The organism is Rudaea sp. 3F27F6 (assembly GCF_005503555.1).
In the GTDB taxonomy this organism is placed as follows: domain Bacteria; phylum Pseudomonadota; class Gammaproteobacteria; order Xanthomonadales; family Rhodanobacteraceae; genus Rudaea.
Genome location: NZ_SCNG01000001.1, coordinates 1,594,692 through 1,614,961 on the forward strand (window position 1 = coordinate 1,594,692; position 20,270 = coordinate 1,614,961).

The 20,270-nt window shown below is 65.8% G+C and carries 17 protein-coding genes; 3 read left to right on the forward strand and 14 right to left on the reverse strand.

What is annotated here, in order from left to right; genetic code table 11:
• Nucleotides 1-2: 2 nt before the first annotated feature.
• From FFS30_RS06835 to FFS30_RS06900, 14 genes are all read right to left on the reverse strand, one after another.
• The gene (locus FFS30_RS06835) at nucleotides 3-1,841 is read right to left on the reverse strand and encodes a family 43 glycosylhydrolase (protein ID WP_212742415.1); all 1,839 of its coding nucleotides are present in this window, start codon (nucleotides 1,839-1,841) and stop codon (nucleotides 3-5) included.
• Nucleotides 1,842-1,948: 107 nt separating this feature from the next.
• The gene (gene amt / locus FFS30_RS06840) at nucleotides 1,949-3,427 is read right to left on the reverse strand and encodes an ammonium transporter (RefSeq protein WP_137912314.1); all 1,479 of its coding nucleotides are present in this window, start codon (nucleotides 3,425-3,427) and stop codon (nucleotides 1,949-1,951) included.
• Between the two features lie 131 nt (nucleotides 3,428-3,558).
• Nucleotides 3,559-3,897 (reverse strand): P-II family nitrogen regulator, encoded by a 339-nt coding sequence (locus FFS30_RS06845; protein WP_018972066.1) that lies wholly within the window; start codon nucleotides 3,895-3,897, stop codon nucleotides 3,559-3,561.
• A 49-nt stretch (nucleotides 3,898-3,946) separates the two neighbouring features.
• On the reverse strand, nucleotides 3,947-5,134 hold the full coding sequence (locus FFS30_RS06850) for an outer membrane beta-barrel protein (RefSeq protein ID WP_171014455.1): 1,188 nt from the start codon (nucleotides 5,132-5,134) through the stop codon (nucleotides 3,947-3,949).
• Between the two features lie 381 nt (nucleotides 5,135-5,515).
• Complete coding sequence (gene glnA, locus FFS30_RS06855; RefSeq protein ID WP_137912316.1) at nucleotides 5,516-6,922, reverse strand: type I glutamate--ammonia ligase; 1,407 nt, start codon at nucleotides 6,920-6,922, stop codon at nucleotides 5,516-5,518.
• A 190-nt stretch (nucleotides 6,923-7,112) separates the two neighbouring features.
• Nucleotides 7,113-8,147, reverse strand: coding sequence for an NADP-dependent oxidoreductase (locus FFS30_RS06860; RefSeq protein WP_137912317.1), 1,035 nt, complete (start codon nucleotides 8,145-8,147; stop codon nucleotides 7,113-7,115).
• Nucleotides 8,148-8,263: 116 nt separating this feature from the next.
• Nucleotides 8,264-9,574: an aspartyl/asparaginyl beta-hydroxylase domain-containing protein gene (locus tag FFS30_RS06865; protein ID WP_137912318.1), complete on the reverse strand. Its 1,311-nt coding sequence runs from the start codon at nucleotides 9,572-9,574 to the stop codon at nucleotides 8,264-8,266.
• A gap of 2 nt (nucleotides 9,575-9,576) precedes the next feature.
• Nucleotides 9,577-10,596 (reverse strand): tetratricopeptide repeat protein, encoded by a 1,020-nt coding sequence (locus tag FFS30_RS06870; protein ID WP_137912319.1) that lies wholly within the window; start codon nucleotides 10,594-10,596, stop codon nucleotides 9,577-9,579.
• A 75-nt stretch (nucleotides 10,597-10,671) separates the two neighbouring features.
• Nucleotides 10,672-11,676 (reverse strand): alpha/beta fold hydrolase, encoded by a 1,005-nt coding sequence (locus tag FFS30_RS06875; protein ID WP_137912320.1) that lies wholly within the window; start codon nucleotides 11,674-11,676, stop codon nucleotides 10,672-10,674.
• 1 nt (nucleotide 11,677) lies between these two features.
• On the reverse strand, nucleotides 11,678-12,475 hold the full coding sequence (locus FFS30_RS06880; protein WP_137912321.1) for a lysophospholipid acyltransferase family protein: 798 nt from the start codon (nucleotides 12,473-12,475) through the stop codon (nucleotides 11,678-11,680).
• A 75-nt stretch (nucleotides 12,476-12,550) separates the two neighbouring features.
• The gene (locus FFS30_RS06885; protein WP_137912322.1) at nucleotides 12,551-12,985 is read right to left on the reverse strand and encodes a hotdog fold thioesterase; all 435 of its coding nucleotides are present in this window, start codon (nucleotides 12,983-12,985) and stop codon (nucleotides 12,551-12,553) included.
• A gap of 41 nt (nucleotides 12,986-13,026) precedes the next feature.
• Entirely contained in the window at nucleotides 13,027-14,289 is a 1,263-nt protein-coding gene (locus tag FFS30_RS06890; protein WP_171014456.1) for a heme biosynthesis HemY N-terminal domain-containing protein, read from the reverse strand.
• Entirely contained in the window at nucleotides 14,286-15,404 is a 1,119-nt protein-coding gene (locus FFS30_RS06895) for a uroporphyrinogen-III C-methyltransferase (protein WP_137912324.1), read from the reverse strand. The genes FFS30_RS06890 and FFS30_RS06895 overlap by 4 nt, the downstream gene beginning before the upstream one ends.
• Before the next feature lie 189 nt (nucleotides 15,405-15,593).
• Entirely contained in the window at nucleotides 15,594-16,403 is an 810-nt protein-coding gene (locus tag FFS30_RS06900; RefSeq protein ID WP_343182322.1) for a uroporphyrinogen-III synthase, read from the reverse strand.
• 78 nt (nucleotides 16,404-16,481) lie between these two features.
• Between FFS30_RS06900 and FFS30_RS06905 the strand changes: the two genes are divergently transcribed.
• The 3 genes from FFS30_RS06905 (at nucleotide 16,482) to FFS30_RS06915 (ending at nucleotide 20,249) form a co-directional block, all read left to right on the forward strand.
• Nucleotides 16,482-16,955, forward strand: a complete 474-nt coding sequence (locus FFS30_RS06905) for a YiiD C-terminal domain-containing protein (RefSeq protein WP_137912325.1) — start codon at nucleotides 16,482-16,484, stop codon at nucleotides 16,953-16,955.
• A 53-nt stretch (nucleotides 16,956-17,008) separates the two neighbouring features.
• On the forward strand, nucleotides 17,009-17,416 hold the full coding sequence (locus FFS30_RS06910; RefSeq protein WP_137912326.1) for a hypothetical protein: 408 nt from the start codon (nucleotides 17,009-17,011) through the stop codon (nucleotides 17,414-17,416).
• A gap of 133 nt (nucleotides 17,417-17,549) precedes the next feature.
• On the forward strand, nucleotides 17,550-20,249 hold the full coding sequence (locus FFS30_RS06915) for a trypsin-like peptidase domain-containing protein (protein WP_171014457.1): 2,700 nt from the start codon (nucleotides 17,550-17,552) through the stop codon (nucleotides 20,247-20,249).
• The last annotated feature ends 21 nt before the right edge of the window (nucleotides 20,250-20,270 follow it).

The window sequence follows — 20,270 nt, forward strand, 5'->3', positions numbered from 1 at the left end:
AATCATTCTGGGACATGGACAACTTCGCTCAATTTCGACACGCCATTCTCGTCGAACGCCTCGACAGCGACGTCATAGGCGACGCCCGCGTTCAACGCTCGCAGGTCGAGCGTCGTGCCGCGGTCGGCGAAGACCTGGTAGCACAGATTCAGCCGATCGGGCTGGACGCCCCAGCGCACGTTGTAGCCGACCGCGCCGCGCACGGGCTGCCAATCGACGCGCATCGCGCGCGCATCGCTGCGCCGCGCGCGCACTTGCGCCGGGGCGGGCGGCGCGGGGCCGTCGGCAAGGCCGAAGACGCGCAGATCGCTGATCGCGAGATGGCGTGCGCCGACGTGGCCGTGCACGTAGCGCACGTAGCGCGCACGCACCGGCGCGGGCAACTGAAAATACGCATTCGGCCGATCACGGCGCGGCGGCTCGGTCTGTGCGAGCGGCATCCAGGTTTTCCCGTCGAGCGACGCTTCGAGTTTGAATTCTGTGTAGATGTCGGGCGCGTCGGCGTAGCGTCCCGATTCGTAGTCGGCGAAATTCACCTGCACCGCGCGCAGTGTTTTCGTCGCGCCGAGATCGACGGTCAAAGTCTGTCCGGGCTCGTTTTTCGCCGCGACCCAGAACGTGCGCGGATTTTCGTCGGTGACGTTGCCTGCGCCGAATTTTTCCAGGGTCGACGAAGCCGTCGCGGGCTTGCGGTAGGACAGCAACATCCAGCCGGTGAACAGACGATCGGGATCGTCGATCTTTGCATCCGGCATGTAGTGCGGAAAATCGCCGAAACGCGTATCGACGCGCATCTGCCCGTCGGCAGCGAATGCCGCCGGCCACAGGCCGATGCGCCGCTCGAACGGCCAGTTCACACCGATCCACGGCGTGCCGGTGTTCCACCAGTTGCCGAACTCGTCCTGGAAGGTGTTGCCGTGCCCGGCGCCCTCGACGAAGCCGCCGGGCTTGTAGCCGACCGGGTTGTAGGGCACGTACTCGAAAGGGCCTAGCGGATGGTCCGACACCCAGGTTCCTGTCGCATAGGCGTTGTACTCGGTGCCCGGCGCGCCGTACTGCAGGTAGTAGCGGCCGCTGTGCTTCGTCATCCATGAGCCTTCGATGTACGAAGGATGGTTTTCTTCGCGATGGTCGCGGCCGAAGCGTTCCCAGCCGTGTCGTTGCGGATCGAGCGTGAACAGCGCGCGCGGCTTGCCGACGTAGGTGAAGCCTTGCGACAGATCGACTTCGATGCCGAACAACGGAAAGCGCTCGAACGAACCCCAGTACAGATACCAGCGGCCGTCGTCGTCGCGGAACAGATCGGGGTCCCAAGGCCCCGGCGCGATCCTGTCGAGCTGGGCGTCGCCGTTGTGCCACGCGGGCAGATCGCGATCCCAGCCCGGCGGCACGGCATTCGGCAGTTCGGGCGCACGCCGCGTGAGGAAATCGAGCTGACCATGCGCGGGATCGGTCGTGACGAGCACCGGCGCCGGCGCCATCGTCGAACGCATCAGCAGCAGGCGCTTGCCGTCCGACGTCGCGGCCGGCGCGACCATGCTGTCGAACGGCCACCGCGACGGCGTAATAAAACTCCAGTCGAGCAAGTTGGTCGAGCGCCAGTAGCCGTCGGCGAGGGTCATGAACAGGTAATAGGCGTCGCCGTGGCGCACGATGACCGGATCGGCGCCGGTGCGGTAGGAAATTTTTTCGTTGAGCTGCTCGAAGTTGTAGCGGTAGTCGACATCGACCGGATTCGCGTAGGTGCGTGCGCCCGCAGGCGTCTGCGCCGCTGCCGATGCGACGCCGGCAAGGCCGAGGAACAACGCGCCGATCCACGCAACCATTTCGTTCGTCTGCATGATTCAACTTATCGCCAAAACCGCATCATCGCAGACTGCATTCGGATCTGCCGGAACGTTTCCAACGAGAACCGGCGGCATTGCGCCGCCGGCTCCGTCCCCACACATTACATGTCGTAGGCCGACTCGCCGTGCGAGGTGATGTCGAGGCCTTCGCGCTCTTCTTCTTCAGTGACGCGCAGGCCGACGATCAGGTCGGCGATCTTGAACGCGATGAACGCGACGACCGCGGTCAGCACGATCGTGATGCCGACCGCCTTGGCCTGGATCAGCAACTGCGCACCGATACCCGGATAGCCGATCGTGCCTTTGACCCAGTCCTGCACCGAGCCGGGCCCGCCGAGCGCGGGCGAATTGAAGATGCCGGTCAGCAGCGCGCCGCTGATGCCGCCGAGCGCGTGCACACCGAACACGTCGAGCGAGTCGTCAGCCTTGATCAGCCGCTTCAAACCGGTTACGCCCCACAGGCAGATCACGCCGGCGAGCAGGCCGATCGCAAATGCGCCCGGAATACCGACGTTGCCCGCCGCGGGAGTGATCGCAACGAGGCCGGCGACCGCGCCCGAAGCGGCGCCGAGCATCGACGGCTTGCCCTTGTGGATCCACTCGGCGAAAGTCCACGACAGCACCGCGCAGGCCGTCGCCAGATAGGTGTTGATGAAGGCCAACGCCGCCGAACCGTTCGCTTCGAGCGCGCTGCCCGCGTTGAAGCCGAACCAGCCGAACCAGAGCAGCGAGGCACCGATCATCGTCATCGTCAGGCTGTGCGGCTTGATCGCTTCGCGCCCGTAGCCGACGCGCTTGCCGAGCAGGAACGCGCCGACCAGGCCGGCGACGCCGGCATTGATGTGCACGACCGTGCCGCCGGCGAAGTCGAGCGCGCCCATCTGCCAGATATAGCCCGCGCTCGCGTTGAGCGCATCGACCTTCGACGCGTCGGTATACGCGTCCGGCCCCTGCCAGAACCAGACCATGTGCGCGACCGGAAGGTAGCTGAAGGTGAACCAGATCACCGCGAAGATGAGCACGGCCGAGAACTTGATACGCTCGACGATCGAGCCGAGGATCAGGCACACTGTGATCGCGGCGAAGGTCGCCTGGAATGCGGCATAGAGCAGTTCGTACAACGGCGTGTTCTTCGAGAATGTCGCCGCCATCGAGAACGAACCGTCGGCCGGATTGAAGGTGCCGTTCAAGAACAGGCGCGAGAAGCCGCCGAAGAACGCATTGCCCTCGGTGAAGGCGATGCTGTAGCCGTAGACGCACCAGAGCACGGTGATCAACGAGAACACGACGAACACCTGCATCAGCACCGAGAGCATGTTCTTCGTGCGCACGAGACCGCCGTAGAACAGGGCCAGCGCGGGCACGCTCATCAGCAGCACGAGCGCAGTCGAGGTCAGCATCCAGGCGACGTCGCCCTTGTTCGGCACCGGTGCGGGCGCGGGCGTAGCCGCGGCGGCCGGCGCCGCAGCCTGCGCGGCTTCCTGCGCGTAACCGTGCTGAGCGAGCAGCAGCGCAAGAGCGCCGCCGGCGAGCGCGACGAGGATCGGCAGATATCGGCGGAAGTCCACTGACGTGTGCATGGCGAGAGTTCCTCGGCAATTTGAAGATGCGGCGATCGACGGCCGCGTCGCGATCGCGGACGAGCGCATGAGTTTGAAAGTGCGGCTATCGATGGCCGCTGTTTGATCCTCGCGATCAGGGATGAGCGCACTCATAGCGCGTCCTTTCCGGCTTCGCCGGTGCGGATGCGCAAGGCCTGTTCGATCGGGCTGACGAAGATTTTGCCGTCGCCGATCTTGTCGGTGCGCGCGCCGGCGATGACGGCGTCGAGCGCGCGTTCGAGCAGTTCCTCGGGCACGACCGCTTCGATCTTGATCTTCGGCAACAAGTCCACGACGTACTCGGCGCCGCGGTAGAGCTCGGTGTGGCCTTTCTGCCGGCCGTAGCCTTTGACTTCGGTCACGGTGAGGCCCGATACGCCGGCTTGAGTCAGTGCCTCGCGCACCTCCTCCAATTTGAAGGGCCGGATAATGGCGGTAATCAGTTTCATCGCGTTCTCCTCGATGGGGAAAGTTCGTTTCGCATGATCGTCTCCGCGCTCAGAACAGCACGCCGGCTTCGACGAGCGCGCGCGCCTGGCTCGTGCGCGTGCCGCTGTCGCCGAACACATAGCCCGGGACAGCGCTGCTCGCCTTGATGTAGGAAAGCTCGACGCGGGTGAAGAAACGTTGCCACTGCCAGGTCGGTGTGATCGTCGCCGACCAGGCGCTGCTGCCCGGCCCATAGAGCAGGTTCGGCGTGCCGTCGGCCGGATTGCCGTTGGTCCCGAGATACTCGATGCGGCCGGCAAGATTGAAGGTCGAGCTGACCTGGTAGTTGGCGAGCACCGCGCCGCCCCAGGTCGAGGCTTCGCGCACCGTGCCGATCTTGGTCGAGGCCGGCACGCGGCTGTATTGCAGATAGCCCTGCCACGTCCACGGCCCGGCGAGGTGCGTATAGAAGACGTTGTAGATCTGCTCGTTGTTGAGCAGCAGCGGCGTGGCGCTCGACGAGTACGCCGTGCGCTTGGTGTTGCCGCCGGCGATAAAGCTGAGAATGTTCGACGGATCGAAGGTGTAGGCGAGCGATGCGGACACCCAGCTATAGCGATTCGAGTAGAAGCCGTCGGTGACGGCGACGGAGAGCGCGACAGGTCCGTTCGTGTAGTTGGCCTGCGCGCCGCGCGTGACGACGTTCTCCTGATTCCAGAGCAGGCCGCGTTCGATGTTGAGGTTCTGGAAGCCGAAGCTGTATTCCGCGCCGATCAGGGTCGGCAGCTTGCCGAGCTGCAGCGAGAAGTTCGCGTTCGGCACGAGCTTCAGATAGGCGACCGGCGCGTAACCGTAGAGCGCAGTCGCCGTGTCGGTCGCCTTCATGTACGGCGTGCCGACCGTCGGGAACGAGTAGCCGCCGAGCTGCACGTAGTACTGCAGCACGCCGTCGGTCTTCTGCAGGAAGACCTGGGCGTTGGAAGCGTCGATGCGCCCGTCCTTGTCGGGCGAAGGCAGCGAATGGTTCTGCTCGAAACCGAGCAGCGAAATCGCACCGCCGACATAGGTCTTGCCGAGCGGGCCGAGATCGATCGAGATCGGGTTCGGGTTGGCGCTCAGCGAAGCGCTCATCGACGGTGTCGGCAGCGCCGTCGGCGCGGCGGGCGTATCGGCGGAAGCCGCGGGCTGATCGTCGGCCCAGACCGCGGCCGGCATCGACAGGGCAAAGAGAATCGCAAACGAAAGGCGTTTTTTCATCGCGTATGACTCCGTAGGATCGGGGAAGAAAAAGCGCATGCGCCGCGGACGACGCACGTTTGATCCCGCCCCTCAGCCCTGCGCTTGAACATCGCGCCTCGACTGCCTTTCTTCAGGCAACACTCGGCCCTGAGCGTCAGTACTCAAACCTCCAAAAGATACTTTTATACTTTTCCCGCTCCGGAGCGATTCGCCGATCCGGAACCCTCGCCCCTCCCGACGGGAGGGGATTCAACGATCGAACCGGGCGGTTGGTCCGCACCCAGTTCGGCTCAGGCCGGACGGCACCTGCCTCCGGCCTGCTCCCGCTTCGGATCGAGCGATATCCGCACCGATCCTTTCACTACTCAGATCGAACCGTGCACCTGCACTCGATCTGCTTCAGATCGAGTAATACATTTGATATTCGATCGGATGCGTCGCCGCACGGAAGCGCGACACCTCGCCCATCTTCAGCTCGATGTAGGCGTCGATGAAGTCGTCGGAGAACACGCCGCCGGCCTTGAGGAACGCGCGATCCTTGTCGAGCGCTTCGAGCGCCTGGTCGAGCGAATGGCACACGGTCGGGATCAGCTTCTCTTCTTCCGGCGGCAGGTCGTACAGGTCCTTGTCGGCCGGCGCACCCGGATCGATCTTGTTCAAGATGCCGTCGAGGCCGGCCATCATCAGCGCGGTGAACGTGAGGTAGCCGGTGTTCATCGGATCGGGGAAGCGCAGCTCGATGCGGCGAGCCTTCGGCGAGTGCACGAACGGAATGCGGCACGAAGCCGAGCGGTTGCGCGCCGAGTAGGCGAGCATCACCGGCGCTTCGAAGCCCGGCACGAGGCGCTTGTAGCTGTTCGTCGTCGAGTTGGTGAACGCATTGATCGCGCGTGCATGCTTGAAGATGCCGCCGATGTAGTACAGCGCGGTCTGCGACAGGCCGCCGTAAAGGTCGCCGGCGAACAGGTTCGTGCCGCCCTTCGACAGCGACTGGTGCACGTGCATGCCCGAGCCGTTGTCGCCGACGATCGGCTTCGGCAGGAAGGTCGCGGTCTTGCCGTTCTGGTGGGCGACGTTCTTGATGACGTACTTCATCGTCAACAGTTCGTCGGCCTTCTTCGTCAGCGTGTTGAACCGGGTGCCGATTTCGCACTGACCCGCGGTCGCCACTTCGTGGTGGTGCACTTCGACGACGAGGCCGCAGGCTTCGAGCACCTTGCACATTTCGCTGCGCAGATCCTGCAGCGAATCGACCGGCGGCACGGGGAAGTAGCCGCCCTTCACGCCCGGACGGTGGCCCGAATTGCCGCCGTCGAACTTGTCGTTGGTGCTCCACGCGGCTTCTTCGGAATTGATCTCGAAGCTCGCACCCTGCATTTCGTTCTTGTAGCGCACCGAATCGAAGATGAAGAATTCCGGCTCCGGTCCGAAGAACGCCGTGTCGGCGATGCCCGAAGACTTCAGAAAGGACTCGGCGCGCTTGGCGACCGAACGCGGGCAGCGCGTGTAGGCCTGCATCGTCGACGGTTCGAGCACGTCGCAGGTGAGGATCACGGTCGGATCGGCCGCGAACGGATCGAGGATCGCGCTGTCCGGATCGGGCATCAGCACCATGTCGGAATCGTTGATGCCCTTCCAGCCGGCGATCGAGGAACCGTCGAACATCTTGCCGTCTTCGAACAAGCTTTCGTCAATGCCCTTGGCCGGGAAGGTGACGTGATGCTGTTTGCCGAGCATGTCGGCGAAACGCAGGTCGACGAATTCGACGTTATTGTCTTTGACGAACTGGGCGAAGCTGGCGGACATACGATTCCTTGGGTTGAATTATTTGGACGGAGGTATTTCAGCAAGTGGCGTGCCAAGTGCTGGAATTCGTTTTATTTCATATGCTTATTACTTCACTCGGTTGCAGCGCAGCAGCAAGCCGCACAAATTTAGTGCTTTTCTGTTTCACGCTGCACCAAGATGGCAATCTACCGCGTCCGCGGCCGCCCTGTCAGGCATCGGCGACGTGCACCACGAGTTTGCCGAAATTGCGCCCTTCGAGCAGACCGATGAACGCGGCCGGTGCGTTTTCGAGTCCCGCGACCACGTCCTCGCGCAGCTTCACCTTGCCGCTCGCGACCCATTCGCCCATGTCACGGCGGAACGCGTCGAAGCGATCGGCGTAGTGGTCGAGGATGATCAGACCCTGCATGCGGATGCGTCTCTGCAGCACCGTCGACATGGTCAGCGGCAACCGGTTCGGGCCGGACGGCAGAGTTTTGTCGTTGTAGTGCGCGATCACCCCGCAGACCGGCACGCGAGCGTGATTGTTGAGCAGCGGCAGCACCGCGTCGAACACGGCGCCGCCGACGTTCTCGAAATAGACGTCGATGCCGTTCGGGCAGGCCGCGGCCAGATGCTCGGCGAGGCGCGGATCGCGATGATCAAGACAAACGTCGAAACCGAGTTCCTCGACCGCGTAGCGGCACTTGTCGGCACCACCGGCAATGCCGACCACGCGCGCACCCTTGAGCTTGGCGATCTGCCCGACCGCCGCGCCGACCGCGCCGGTCGCCGCGGCGACGACCACGGTCTCGCCGGGCTTGGGCTGGCCGATGTCGAGCAGGCCCACGTAGGCGGTGAAGCCCGGCATGCCGAGTCCGCCGAGAGCGAGGGAAGGCTGCGCCATCTCGCCGAGCGCGCGCAGGTCGCTGCCGTCGGACAAGGCGTAGTCCTGCCAGCCGGCATTGCCGAGCACGAGGTCGCCGACGCGGAACTGCGCATGCCGTGAGGCAACGACGCGATTGATCGTGCCGCCGACCATGGGCTCGTTGAGCGGCACCGGCGCGGCGTAGACCGGGCCGACCTTGTCCATCAGATTGCGCATGTACGGATCGAGCGACAGATACAGCGTGCGCAACAGCACCTGGCCCTCGGCCGGCACCGGCACGGCGGTTTGTTCGAAACGAAATTCCTGCGGAGTCGGCGCCCCGTGTGGATGTGCGGCAAGGACGAAGCGGCGATTGACGGTATCGGTTTGCGACATGGTTTGCTCTCGGAGACTCGAAGGGATCGAGCGGTCGTCCGAGAGTTGCGTCGAAACTTGTGCGCGCAAGGCGGCCTTGCGGAAAATCCGTCCGCACAGACCGTCGCGCCGGGCGGTTATGCCGAATTGACTCCGCCGACGTGATTGAAATCACCGATCGCGCCGACGAGCAAAGTCACCGCGTCGCGCTCAATCTCGGTCAGATACGGATTCCAGCAATCGATCAGCATGACCACGCGCGTGGACGCGCCGCGGTTCCATGCCTCGTGCTCGAAGGTGTCGTCGAAGGTGAAACATTCGCCCTCGCGCCATTCGCGCTTCTCGCCGCCGACGACGATGGCGCAGTTCTCCGGCACGATCAGCGGCAGATGAGTGACGAGACGCGTATTGGTCACGCCGCGATGCGGCAAGATATGCGTGCCCGGCGTGAGTACCGAAAAGCACACCTCGGGCGCATGCTCGCGGATGCGCACCAGCGGCAGGCTGTCGAGAATTGCCGCGGTGCGCGGACAGCGCGCGCCGTTTTCCTCGTTGCGTTCGCCGTAGCGATAGAAGAAGAACGCGTCCCAGGCCGGTGGCGCCTCGGCGCCGGCGAGTTGGTGACCGACGCGATCGAGCGCATTGGTGCCGAGAAACGGCGCGATGCCCTCCTCGCCGCTCAGCACCGCACGCAATTCTTCGCGAATGACGGCGACGTTGTCCTCGAGCGCCGCGTACCACGGGAACAACGCGCGATCGAAATATGCCGTCGTCGGCAGCCCGGGGAAATAGAGAAACTTCGGCCGCTGGCGCGGATCGGGGAAATTCGCCGGCGCCGCGCCGAGATAGATGTCCAGACAGTGCGTCGCACGCGCGAGCGCGGCGTCACCGTACTTCGCGCGCAGCGGTTCGAGCACTTCGGCGAGCATCGGCCGGCGAAAACGATCGATGACGTCCATCGCGTGCAGCACGCGTTCGCGCATCGCCGGTGGCGTGGTCGTGTCGTCGAGCCAGAGGCCCTGCGCCTGGGCAGCGACGATTGCGCCGAAATAGTGCATCGTCGCTTCGCGCACGCGGCCGGCGCTTTCATGGATCTCGGCGAGGAAAAGACGCGCGCGGAAAGCCTTCGGATCGAGTTCGACCGCGCGGCCGAGCGCGATCGCGGCCGACTCCGGCTCGCTCGCGCCGATGCGCGCAAAGCCGAGGTTCTTCCACAGCTCGGCGCTGCCGGCCTCGCGCGCGGTCGCGTGTTCGAGCATCGCGATCGCCTGCGCCGCCCGCCCGCTCGTCAGCGCGCGCTGGGCGAGAAAGTTCAGCGCTTCGAGATGATCGGGATCGCGCGCGAGCACTGCCTCGAACGCCACGTCGGCCTCGTCGAAGCGCCCTGCTTCCGCGGCCGTGCGCGCCTGCTGCAGATGCGCCGAGAGTTCCGCGTCGTTCGCCGCCATCGTCACGCCTGCCGGCCGAGGCTCGCGCGCACCTGCGCGGCTTCGTCGCCGCGACCGAGGCGGTCGAGCAGTTCGGCCAGCGGCGGCCGCAGTGCTTCGGGGTCGGCCGAACGCTCTACGCCGTCGCTGAGATAGCGCACCGCGCCTTCGAGGTCGCCGAGTTTTTCCATACACCAGGCGCAGGCATTGGCGACGCCGGCATGGGTCGGATCGAGTTCGAGCGCGCGCCGGTAGAACTTCAGCGCCTTGACCGTCTGCCCGCTCTTGCGTGCGATGTCGCCGAGCCCGGCGTTCGCGCCGAAGGCCTGCTTGTTTTCGGCGAGCAGTTCGCTGAAATCTTCGCGCGCTTCTTCGTCCTTGTTCTGGCGCATGCGCGAGCGGGCGAGAAAAAGTTTGGCCAAGCCCGAATCCGGCTGCAGGCGCAGCGCATTCGAGAACGCCTGCTCGGCGAAGGCAAAGCTGCCCTGCGCGAACAGGCTCTGGCCGAGCGTGGTCTGGATCGCCGCGTCGTCCGGCTTCAGTTCGGCCGCGCGGGCGAGGAACTTCGACGCGTTCACCGCGTCGCCGCGGGCGAGGTGGACGTTGCCGAGGCCGAGCAGGATCAGCGGATTCTCGTTCTCGAAAATGTCGGTCGCGCGGCGGCCGATCTTGAAGCGGCTCTCGGCGTCGTCGATGTCACCTTCGCGCAGTTGCAGATGGCCGAGCATGCTGTGCGCCTCGACCAGATTCGGATCGAGTTCGAGCGCGCGCAGGAAGGCGCCGCGCGCGGCCTCTTCCTGATCGGTCTGCAGCAGCACGCCGCCAAGCGAAAGATGCAGGCGCGCGACGTCGGGCGCGATCTGCACGGCGCGCAGCAGCGGCTCCATCGCCGCCGCGCTGTCGCCGCGCTGATGCAGGAGCACGCCGAGCAGATGCCAGGCGTCGGCGTCTTCCGGTTCGGCGGCGAGATGGGCGCGGTAGCCGTGTTCGGCGGCGGCGAGATCGCCGCCACGATGCAGTTCGAGGATTTCTTCCAGGGTCATTGCGGGCAAACGTGTGCGATGCAGGCCGACATCATAATGGAACGGCGCCGCGGCGCGCGCCTGCGGCGCGCCGGCTCAGGCTTTGGGACCGAGCCTTGCGGCGAGCTTCTCGGCGAGAAAATCCTCGGCCCAGCTATGCAGACTCGCGTCGCGGATGAAGCCGCAGTGGCCGCCGTGCGGCACGATCACGAGTTCCGTCTGCGCGGCGAGCGTCAGCGCGCGGAAATCGGCTACGGGAATGATCGGATCGTCCTCAGCGGTGAGGATCGTCGCCGGCACGTCGAGCGCGGCAAGCGCTGCGCCGGTCAGCGCGTAGCCGTCGAGGTAGTTCTCGAGCGTGCCGAAATCCGTATGGCGCACGACCATGCTGCGCGTCAGTTCGCGCATGCTGCTGCGCAGTTCTTCGCGGGTGAACCAGTCCACCTGCGGAAACAGCGAGCGCTTGCGCTGCAGCGACGAGCGCCATTTCTTCAGGAAGTAATATTCGTAGATCGCCGGCGCCGCTTCGATCGCGTGCATTGCCGCAGTCGGGCTGACCGGCGGGCACACGGCGAACACCCAGTCGAGATCGACGCCGACCTTGCGCGCGCGCAGACCGACGCGCAGGGCGAAATTGCCGCCGAGCGAATAACCGCCGACGATCAGCGGCCGCTCGGGAAACTTCGCCGCGATCGCTTTGACCGCACCGACCACTTCGTCGATGCGGCAGGAATGGAACAGCTCGCGGTTCAGATGGTGCGTATCGCCGTGATCGCGGAAATTCAGGCGGAATACGTCGCAGCCCTCGGCAAGCAGGCGCGCGCTCGTGTTGAGCACATAGGTCGACTGCACGCTGCCTTCCCAGCCGTGCAGCAGGATCGCCAGCGCGCGCGGCTGCGGCAGCGCGGTCTGGCGTGTATGGAAGCCTTGCAGGCGCACGCCGTCGCCGCAGTCGAGCAAATGTTCGCTCGCGCCGTTTTCGACCAGCGCGCCACGGTGGCGGAAGAAATAGCGGCGCACGCCGCTCGAAGCGAGCACCGACTGCACATGCGGATTGCGCAGCCAGCGATGCGGACGAAATATCGCGGGCTGCGCGCTCATCTCACTCGTAACCGAGCGCGGCGGCGATGCGCGCACGCGCGGCTTCCGCGATCTCGCGGCGGCCCTCGTCGGCGATCGTGACCGGTTCGAGAAAGTGCACCTCAGCGTCCAGGCGCGGGCCGCCGAGCAGGCGGACGACGTTGCCGAAGAAACTTTCCTTGGCGCCGAACGGGACGCTCAAGTCCATTTTCCCGTTCTTGCCGTAACACAGCGCGACCGGCTGGATCGGCACATTCGCATCGGCCGCGACCTGGAAGATGCGCGCGTGGAACGTGCGCACGCGATCGCCCGGCCCGGTGCCGCCTTCAGGAAACACGCCGGCCGAGCCGCCTTCGCCGAGCCGCGCGACGACCGCCTCCATCACCGACGCGAGCGAATGAGTCGAGCCGCGCTGGTGATAGATCGTGCCGGCGCGCGTCGCCAGCCAGCCGACGAACGGCCAGCGCGCAATCTCGCTCTTGGCGACAAAGCTCATCATGCGCTGGCTGTGCATCAGCTCGATGTCCATCCACGACACGTGGTTGGCGACAAACAGGGTCGCCCCCGGCAGCGGCTCGCCGACGCGGCGGATGCGGAAACCGAAGCATCGGATCAACGCGCCCGACCACCAGCGCGTCGCGCGGTGGTCGAGGCGTTCGCCGTTGATCGAGAGCTTCGCGCCGAGCGGCGAGAACACGAAGATCGCCATCGGCGGCGCGATCACGACCAGCAGGATCAGCAGCGGTATGCGCACGAGGTAGCGCAGGGGCCGCAGCCAGTCGCGGCGCGGCGCATCGGTGTTTTCGATCGCGGCATTCATCGCCCGCGATGGTAGCCAAGCGCGTCGCGCGCCGCCAGCGCTGCAGCGCAACAACGATAGAACCGATTCAGCCGATCAGCTCGGAATCGCCTGCTGCGGCACCACGGCCATGGTCAGTCGCGAAATGCAGACCAGCTTGCCGACCTCGTCTTCGATGCGGATTTCCCATACCTGGGTGGAGCGGCCGACGTGCAGCGGCCGCGCGGTGCCGGTCACCGTGCCCTTGCTCACCGCGCGCACATGGTTGGCGTTGATGTCGAGGCCGACGCAGTAGGTGCCCGGCTCGGCGCAGAGCATCGCCGCATAGCTGCCGAGCGTTTCGGCCAGCGCGACCGAGGCGCCGCCGTGCAGAATGCCGTAGGGCTGGTGCGTGCGCGCATCGACCGGCATGGTCCCGCGCACGTAGTCCTCGCCGATCTCGGTGATCTCGATGCCGATCGTGTTCATCAGGGTCTTCTGATTGGCCTGCTTGATCTGGGCGAGGTCGGGCTGGGTTTTCCACAGGGGCATAGTCGGTCCTTGGAGATAGCGCGCGTGGCGCGCGGCGTGGGTTACTGGCGCGGAAGAACGAGCTGCGGCACGCCGTGCTCGCTACGCTGTTCGAGCACGCTCGCGCGCGTGTCGAGCGCGCCGCGCAGGGTGTCGGGCAGCGATTCGGTTTTCTCGCCGCGCTCGGCGCGCAGAGCGTTGTGGTAGGCGCGCTGGGCGACGTCGGCGTCGCCGAGTCCGGCACAGGCATCGCCGAGCGCTTCCCAAAGCGGCGCATCGGCCGCGATGGCGAGGCCGCGGCCGAGATATTCGCGCGCCTTGCCCCAAAGCTCGCTCTGGTTGCACAGCCGGCCGAGGGTCAGCATAAGGCCCGCGCTGTTCGGCTGCGTGGCGATCCAGCTCTCGGCCTGGCGCAGACGCGCGGCGAGATCCGACGGGCCGAGTTCGGCATAGGCGCGAACGAGATTTTCCGACCAGTCGCGGCGCAGCGCGGATTCGATTTCACCCATCGCCGCGAGCGGCTGGCCGAGCGCGGCGGTGCGCTTCGCGTAGGCGATCACCAGGCTTTCGCGCTGGCGCTGGGCGCGGCTCGCGCCGGCCCAGATCGCATTGAGCGCGTCGGCGCCCGGCGCATGCGTAAGCGCGCCGGCCAAAGTTTTCGTTTCGAGTTCGGTAAATGCCTCGTCCGACAGCGAATGGCTCTTCGCGAACGCCGCCAGGGCCGACAGCGCTGCGGCCGAATCGCCGCAGCGCGACGCCGCTTCGATCAGACTACGCAGCGCGGCGGGCGGCAGCGGCGCCGCTGCCATTTCGGTCTTGAGCAGGTCGAGCGCCTCGATGTTGCGATTTTGATCGAGCAGAAAGCGCGCACGCAGCGCGAGCGCCGCGGCGGGTGCCGTCTCGGCCGCGGCGTCGAGCGCGGCACTCGCCTCCGCGGCATCGCCCTGCGCCTGCGCCGAACGCGCGCGCGCGAGCAGCGCCGGCGCCTGCAGCGTTTGCACATGCGCAGCGCGCTCGAGCGACTTCGCCGCCTGCGCGTGGCGGCCTTCAATCGCGGCGACGAGTCCGTCGGCAATGCGCTCGTGGCCGCGCCGCAGCGCACGTCGGCGCAGGGCCCGTCCGGGCCAGAACAGGCCGCGCACGACCAAGCTCAGGATCGCCCAGAGCAGCAGCGCCGCGATCACGCAGAAGACGAAACTGGTTTCGATGCGCCAGCCGGCGAAGCGCAAATGCACCTCGCCCGGATCGAGCGCGAGCGCATGCCAGCCCCACGCCGCTGCGACGGCGACGATAAGCAGGAGCAGAACGGCGGTCCACGATCTCACGGCTGGCCTTCCGGTTGCGCGGGCTCGACCGGCTTGGCCGCAGCGGGCAGCGTCTGCAGGTTGTGCGTCGCACGCAGATTGTGCAATTCCTTGAGCGCGGAGCCGAGCACGGCCGGTGCCGGTGCCGCGATCGCGGTCTTGGCGAGCGAATCGAGCGTGGCCTGAGCTTTTACGACATCGGGCGCTGCGCCGTCGAAATCGTGCGCGAGCTGGGCGCGTGCCGTGCTCAACGCCTGTTGCCAGCGCGATGCATCGCGGATCAACAACGCCGCCTGCGCGTCGCGCAGGCTCGCATCGACGAGGGCACGCGCGAGCATCGGATCATTGTGGCCGAGGCGGCCGCCCGTATCGTCATCGCGGCGGATGCGGATGAACTGGCCGAAGATGCGCGCAAAGCGCGAGGACCGGTCCGCGTCGGCGACGTTCTCATCGTGCTGCGCGGTCGGCAGTTGCGCGAGCGACGCGCGTAACTGGGCGAGCGACTGCTGCAGGGCCGAAGGGTTGCCGGTTTCAAGTGCGCCGAGCGCAGCGATTTCCGCGCCGATGCTTTGCCGCACCGAGGCGAACGCCGCGTCGTTGGCCTGCGCGAGCGCCGCGTCGGCGAGCCGGTATGCGACAAGCGACGGCGCCGGGTCGGCGAACAGCGCGTAGCGCTCCTGTGCGAGCACGAGCAGCAGCTCGGCTTCGTTGAGCAGCACAGCGTCATGCCCGGACAGGCGCTTGTCGGCGAGATTCGCGATCGCGTCCTCGGACAGGCGCGCGCGTTCGGACAGGCCGAGCACCTGGCCGCGCAGCGAGTCGTTGACCTTGGCCGTGTCGTCGAGGCGCGTGCGCAGCGTCTCCGCCTCGCGCTTGGACGCATCGGCGCTGCGCCGCAACGCGTCGACTTCGTCGCGCAATTTCTGCGCCGCGGAGGCTTCGTTCTGTACGGTCGCCTCGTGGCCCTGTTCGATGCCCTGCAGGCGCCAGTAGCCGTAGCCAGCCGCCGCAAGGACGAGAATCAGCAGCAGCCAGCCGAAGCCGCCAGCGCTACGCCGGGGCGGCGGCGGTACCGGCGAAGACTCGACCGGCGGCGGCAATGCGGTGCGGATATCGTCGGCATCGTTTTCGCTCATATCCGAATGCTATCCAAACGAGACACTTCGTGCACGAATCGACGTTGGAACCTGTGCAAAAACCGTGGCGGGCGACGGCGGTTTGCGTGCCGCCGGAGCGCAGGAACCGGAGTGCGCATAGAAGCACATGAGGTTTCCGAGCACCGCCGGTGCACACGCTGCCGAGCGCAATAGGTTTTGGGCGGATTTTTACAGGCGATGGTGCGCCAGGGCATTCTCGGCGGCAATCAGCATATCGGCCGTGCCGGCCGATGCGGCAATGTGGACGCGGCCAAATCCCGCGGCGCGCGCGGCCTCGGCAAGACGCAGGCTGCTGACGATGCACTCGCCGGCCGCGAGCTTGGCGAACAGCGGCGACGCGAGGCCCCGAATCAAATTGGCGAGCACCTCGGAACTCGACAGCAAAGTCAGCAGCGGCGGCGCGGCGTTTTCGAGCGCGGCGGCGTGGCGGCGATTCCAGCGCGGCGGCGCACGCCGGTAGACATGAATCGGCTGCAGCGACGCACCGCGCGCGCGCAGGGTCTGCGGCAGCAGTTCGCGCCCACCCGGTGCGCCGATCAGGGCCACGCGGCGGCGGCGCAGACGCGCAAGTTGCGGCAGGGCGAGCAGGCCTTCACTGTCCTGCCGATCCGCCGGCCGGATCACACCGTGTACGTCGCGCCGCGCAAGAGCCTGCGCCGTCGCGCGGCCGACCGCGCAAACGAGCGTGGCGCGCGCGAAGCGCAGCCGCGGCAGCAACGCGAACGCATAGCGCACCGCGTTGGGACTGATGAAGATCGCGACGTCCGCTGCGCGCGCGTCACCCAACGCGACGCGCACGGCCGCAGCGTCTTCGCTCGCACGCACCGCTACTCCGGGCAGAGCAAGCACAGTCCCACCGAGCGCCGCGACTCGCCGCTTGAGCCCCGCAGCCGACGCCGCGGGACGCGTGACAATCACCGTCGCGCCCGCGAGCGGCGGCATGGCGGCTGGCCGATTCGGCGGTTTCTTCATGTTCATAACTTACTCTACCAAGCCGGCTTGATCGCGGCAGCGTGCCTGCGCACACTACGCGCCCCTTCGCTCCGCTCCACCACGATGAAACCGGTACTCGATCTTGCGTTCGCGCACGCGCATCTCGATTCTTTGCTCGGCGCGATTCCGCTGACGCGGACGATGCAGATCGCACTGCGCGACTACGACGGCGACAACCTCGCGCTGGCCGCGCCGCTCGAACCCAACGTCAACGACAAAGGCTGCGCGTTCGGCGGCAGCCTTGCGAGTCTGACGACACTGGCCGGCTGGGGGCTCGTCGCGCTGAAGCTCAGGTCGCTCGGCCTCGACTGCGAAATCTACGTGCAGGATTCGACCATCCGCTATCTCGCGCCGGTCTGGGGCGAACTCGTCGCGAATGCCCGCCTCGCCGACGGCGAATCGTGGGACGCCTTTCTCACCGCGTTGAATGCACGCGGCCGCGGCCGTCTGCGCATCGCATGCCGTGTGCCGCTCGACGACGGCAAGGACGCGTGCACGCTCGACGCGCGTTTCGTAGCGATCCGCGACAAACGCTGACCGCACGCAGCGGCCACGTATACAATGGCGGCGGTCTTTTGCCGGATACCGCCATGCCGCGCCTCGCCGCCCTGTTGATTTCGTTGTACCTGCTCGCCGGATGTGCGACGCCGAGTTCGAAAAGCGACCAGCTCAACTCGACACTGGAAAGCTACGAGGCCACGATACGCTGGGGCAACTTTGAGAACGCAACCGCCTTCGTCGATCCCGACACGCTCAAGGACCATCCGCTGACCGGCATCGATCTGCAGCGCTACCAGCAGGTGCGCGTCACCGGCTACACCGCGCAGCCGCCACATCCGGCCGGCAACAACGAGATCAGCCAGATGGTCGAGATCTCGCTCGTCAACAACAACACGCAGGCCGCGCGCTCGGTGCTCGACCGCCAGCGCTGGCGCTACGACGAGCAACGTAAGCGCTGGTTGCTGGTCACGGGCTTGCCGGACATTACTCAGCACTAAAAAGTTGCGGGCAGCATCGATGCACGCTATTCCACCCCGGACGTTCGCGCGCACGGCCTGCTTGGGACTGTTGTTCGCTTTCGCCTCCCAAACTGTGCCGGCTTCTGCGCCCTCGCCCGTTGCCGTACCGAGCATGCGATATGCCTTGGCCGAACCAGCGACGACCTACACCCTGCGCGCGCAGGCAGTGGACCGCGACGCAGAACTCGCCGCCGATCTCAAGCGCCCGCGCTCTCTGGCACCGCGCTACGCAGTCACGCGCGCGATCCAGGCACGTCATGTCCACAATCAGACGCTAGGCGGTGAGTGGCGCGAACTCGGTGACGGAATGGCGCTGTGGCGTGTTCCAGTCGCAGCCGACAACGCGACAAGCCTCGCCTTCAGCTTCAGCCGTTTCTTTCTGCCGCCCGGCGCACAGATGTATCTGCGCAACAATTCGCAGACGCTGGGGCCGTACACCGATGCCGACAACCCACGCTCGCTCCAATTCGCCACGCCGCTGATCCGCGGCGACCACGCGGTGATCGAGGTACTGGTACCAAGATCGATGAAATCCGCGCTCGACCTCGAGCTGGCTGCGGTGCACGCAGGCTACCGCGATATCCTGACTCCGGATTCGCTGCGCAATCCGGAGTTCGCCAGCGGCGCGTGCAACGTCGATACGATTTGCCCACAGGGCGATCCCTGGCGCCGTGAAATCAATGCCGTCGCCGTGCTGATTTCCGCTTCTACATACTGCAGCGGACAACTCGTCAACAACACGCTCAACGACCGCGCCCCGCTGCTTGCCACTGCCGCGCATTGCTTCGACACGCAATGGGCGGCGTCGAATCTCGTGGTCTATTGGAAGTACGAAAGCCCCGTCTGCCGCGAACCGGGCAGCGATGCGAGCGGCCAGCCCGTGCCCACAGACAATGCCATCGCGCAGACCGGGGGAGCCCAACTGCTCGGTACGCATGTGGAGTCCGACTTCACCCTGCTGAAATTGAATACTCAGCCGCCCGCGAATGCAAATGTCTATTTCAACGGCTGGGACCGAACCGAGTCGACCTTCGGCGGCGCCGTGGTGATCCATCATCCACGTTCCGACGCAAAGCGCATCAGCATTGCCGCTGGGCTCGTCACGCTGAACAACGATACGCATACCGGGCAGGGCATCTACCACTGGCGTGTGGATCACTACAGCCAGGGCACGACCGAACCCGGCTCGTCCGGATCGGGGCTGCTTGACGGCAACCACCGCCTGCGCGGGGTGCTTTCCAACGGCGCGACTGCTTGCAACGTCCCTCAGGGCGACGCGAATTTCGGCCGCCTGAGTACCGCTTGGCAAGGCGGCGGCACGGCAGCGACGCGCGTTGCCGAATGGCTCGATCCCGCAGGCAGCGGCGCGACGCAGATCGACGGCCTCGCCGGCTGCACCCTGCCGGGCACGACTCTGGACTTGAGCGCCAATTCGATCGGTGCCGGCGACAAAATCACGTTGACGGCAGGGACGAGCGGCGGCGCTGCTCCTTACACTTATGCTTTCGACGTCGACGGAGACGGCCTGCCGGACAGTACCGATCCCAGCCAGGCAAGCATTTCGGCGGTCTATCCCACAGGCTGGTCCGGCAACGTCAGCGTGAAGGTGGTCGATAGCGCCGGCTGTGTCGGCACGGCGTCGCGCGCTTTGATCGTGCAGGCTCCGCATGTTGCGCTCGCGGCCGCGCCTCCGGCTCCACAGGCCCTCTGCGGTACATCACCAGGGACGATCAATCCGGGACAACGTTGGCGCACGCAAGTGAATTTGGTCAATAACAGCACCGTCGCCTCGCAAGCCGGCTACGCCGTGTTTGCGCAAGATGCTGCGACGTTGAATCAGAGCAAGCTCACTGTGGAAACTCCGGCCGTCGCCGTGCCCGCACTCGCATCGGGACAAACGGTCACGATCGATCTCGACTACGCAGTCGACGCGCAAAATGTCTGTGGCGCTCCGATCAAGATCAACTTGGTCGGCACTACGGACGGCCGCAGCTTCACGCCCTCTTCGGCCTCCGTCGTCGATACGAAGGTAAGCGTCAACTGCCAGGCCATCACCACTTGCCCGGCACAAACGACGCCATTGAAGCTCGACTCGGGCAGTTACTACGACACGCTGCGCGGTGGCAACGGCATCAGCGTGACGAACATCCTGCAAAGTGGTGCCGATCCCGTAGTTTTCGGAGTCTGGTTCACTGGCGATGCGGCTCGCCAGCCGACCTGGTACACCACGCAGGCCGCGCTGCATGCCAATCAGGTCAACTCGCCCGTGTACCGCGGACGACTCACCGCGCCGAGCAACTGGCCGATCACCACGAGCATCGTCGGCGGTGCGCAGCTCACCCTCATCGATTCCAACAAATTCATCTACAGCTGGAGCTTGGACGGCAAGGCGGGCGGTGGATTGTTCACGCCGCTCACGCTGCAGCCGTCGAAGGTCCGTCTCTGGTACAACTCGAAAGAAAGCGGCTGGGGATCTTACGACCAGCTCGCGCAGATCAACGGACCCGCGGCGCAGCCGCTGATGTTCAACGCTGTCTATTTGTACGATGCATCGGGCGCACCACGCTGGCTCGTCGGAGTGAATCCGGCCTACGCGGACGGTGCGCCGATCAACGCGATCGCCTCGCGGCCGACCTGTCCGGGCTGCGTCTGGCTCGATCCGAATGCGGGCAAACAGGATGCCGGCAGCCTGTTCTATACGATCGACGGCAGCAACGCGCAGATTTCCACGAATCTGTCCCTGCCAAGCGCAGTCGGAGGCACCTGGATACGCAGTCAACTGCCGCTGAGTCCGCTCTATCTTTCGCCTTGACTTGGCTTGACGGCGCGCTCT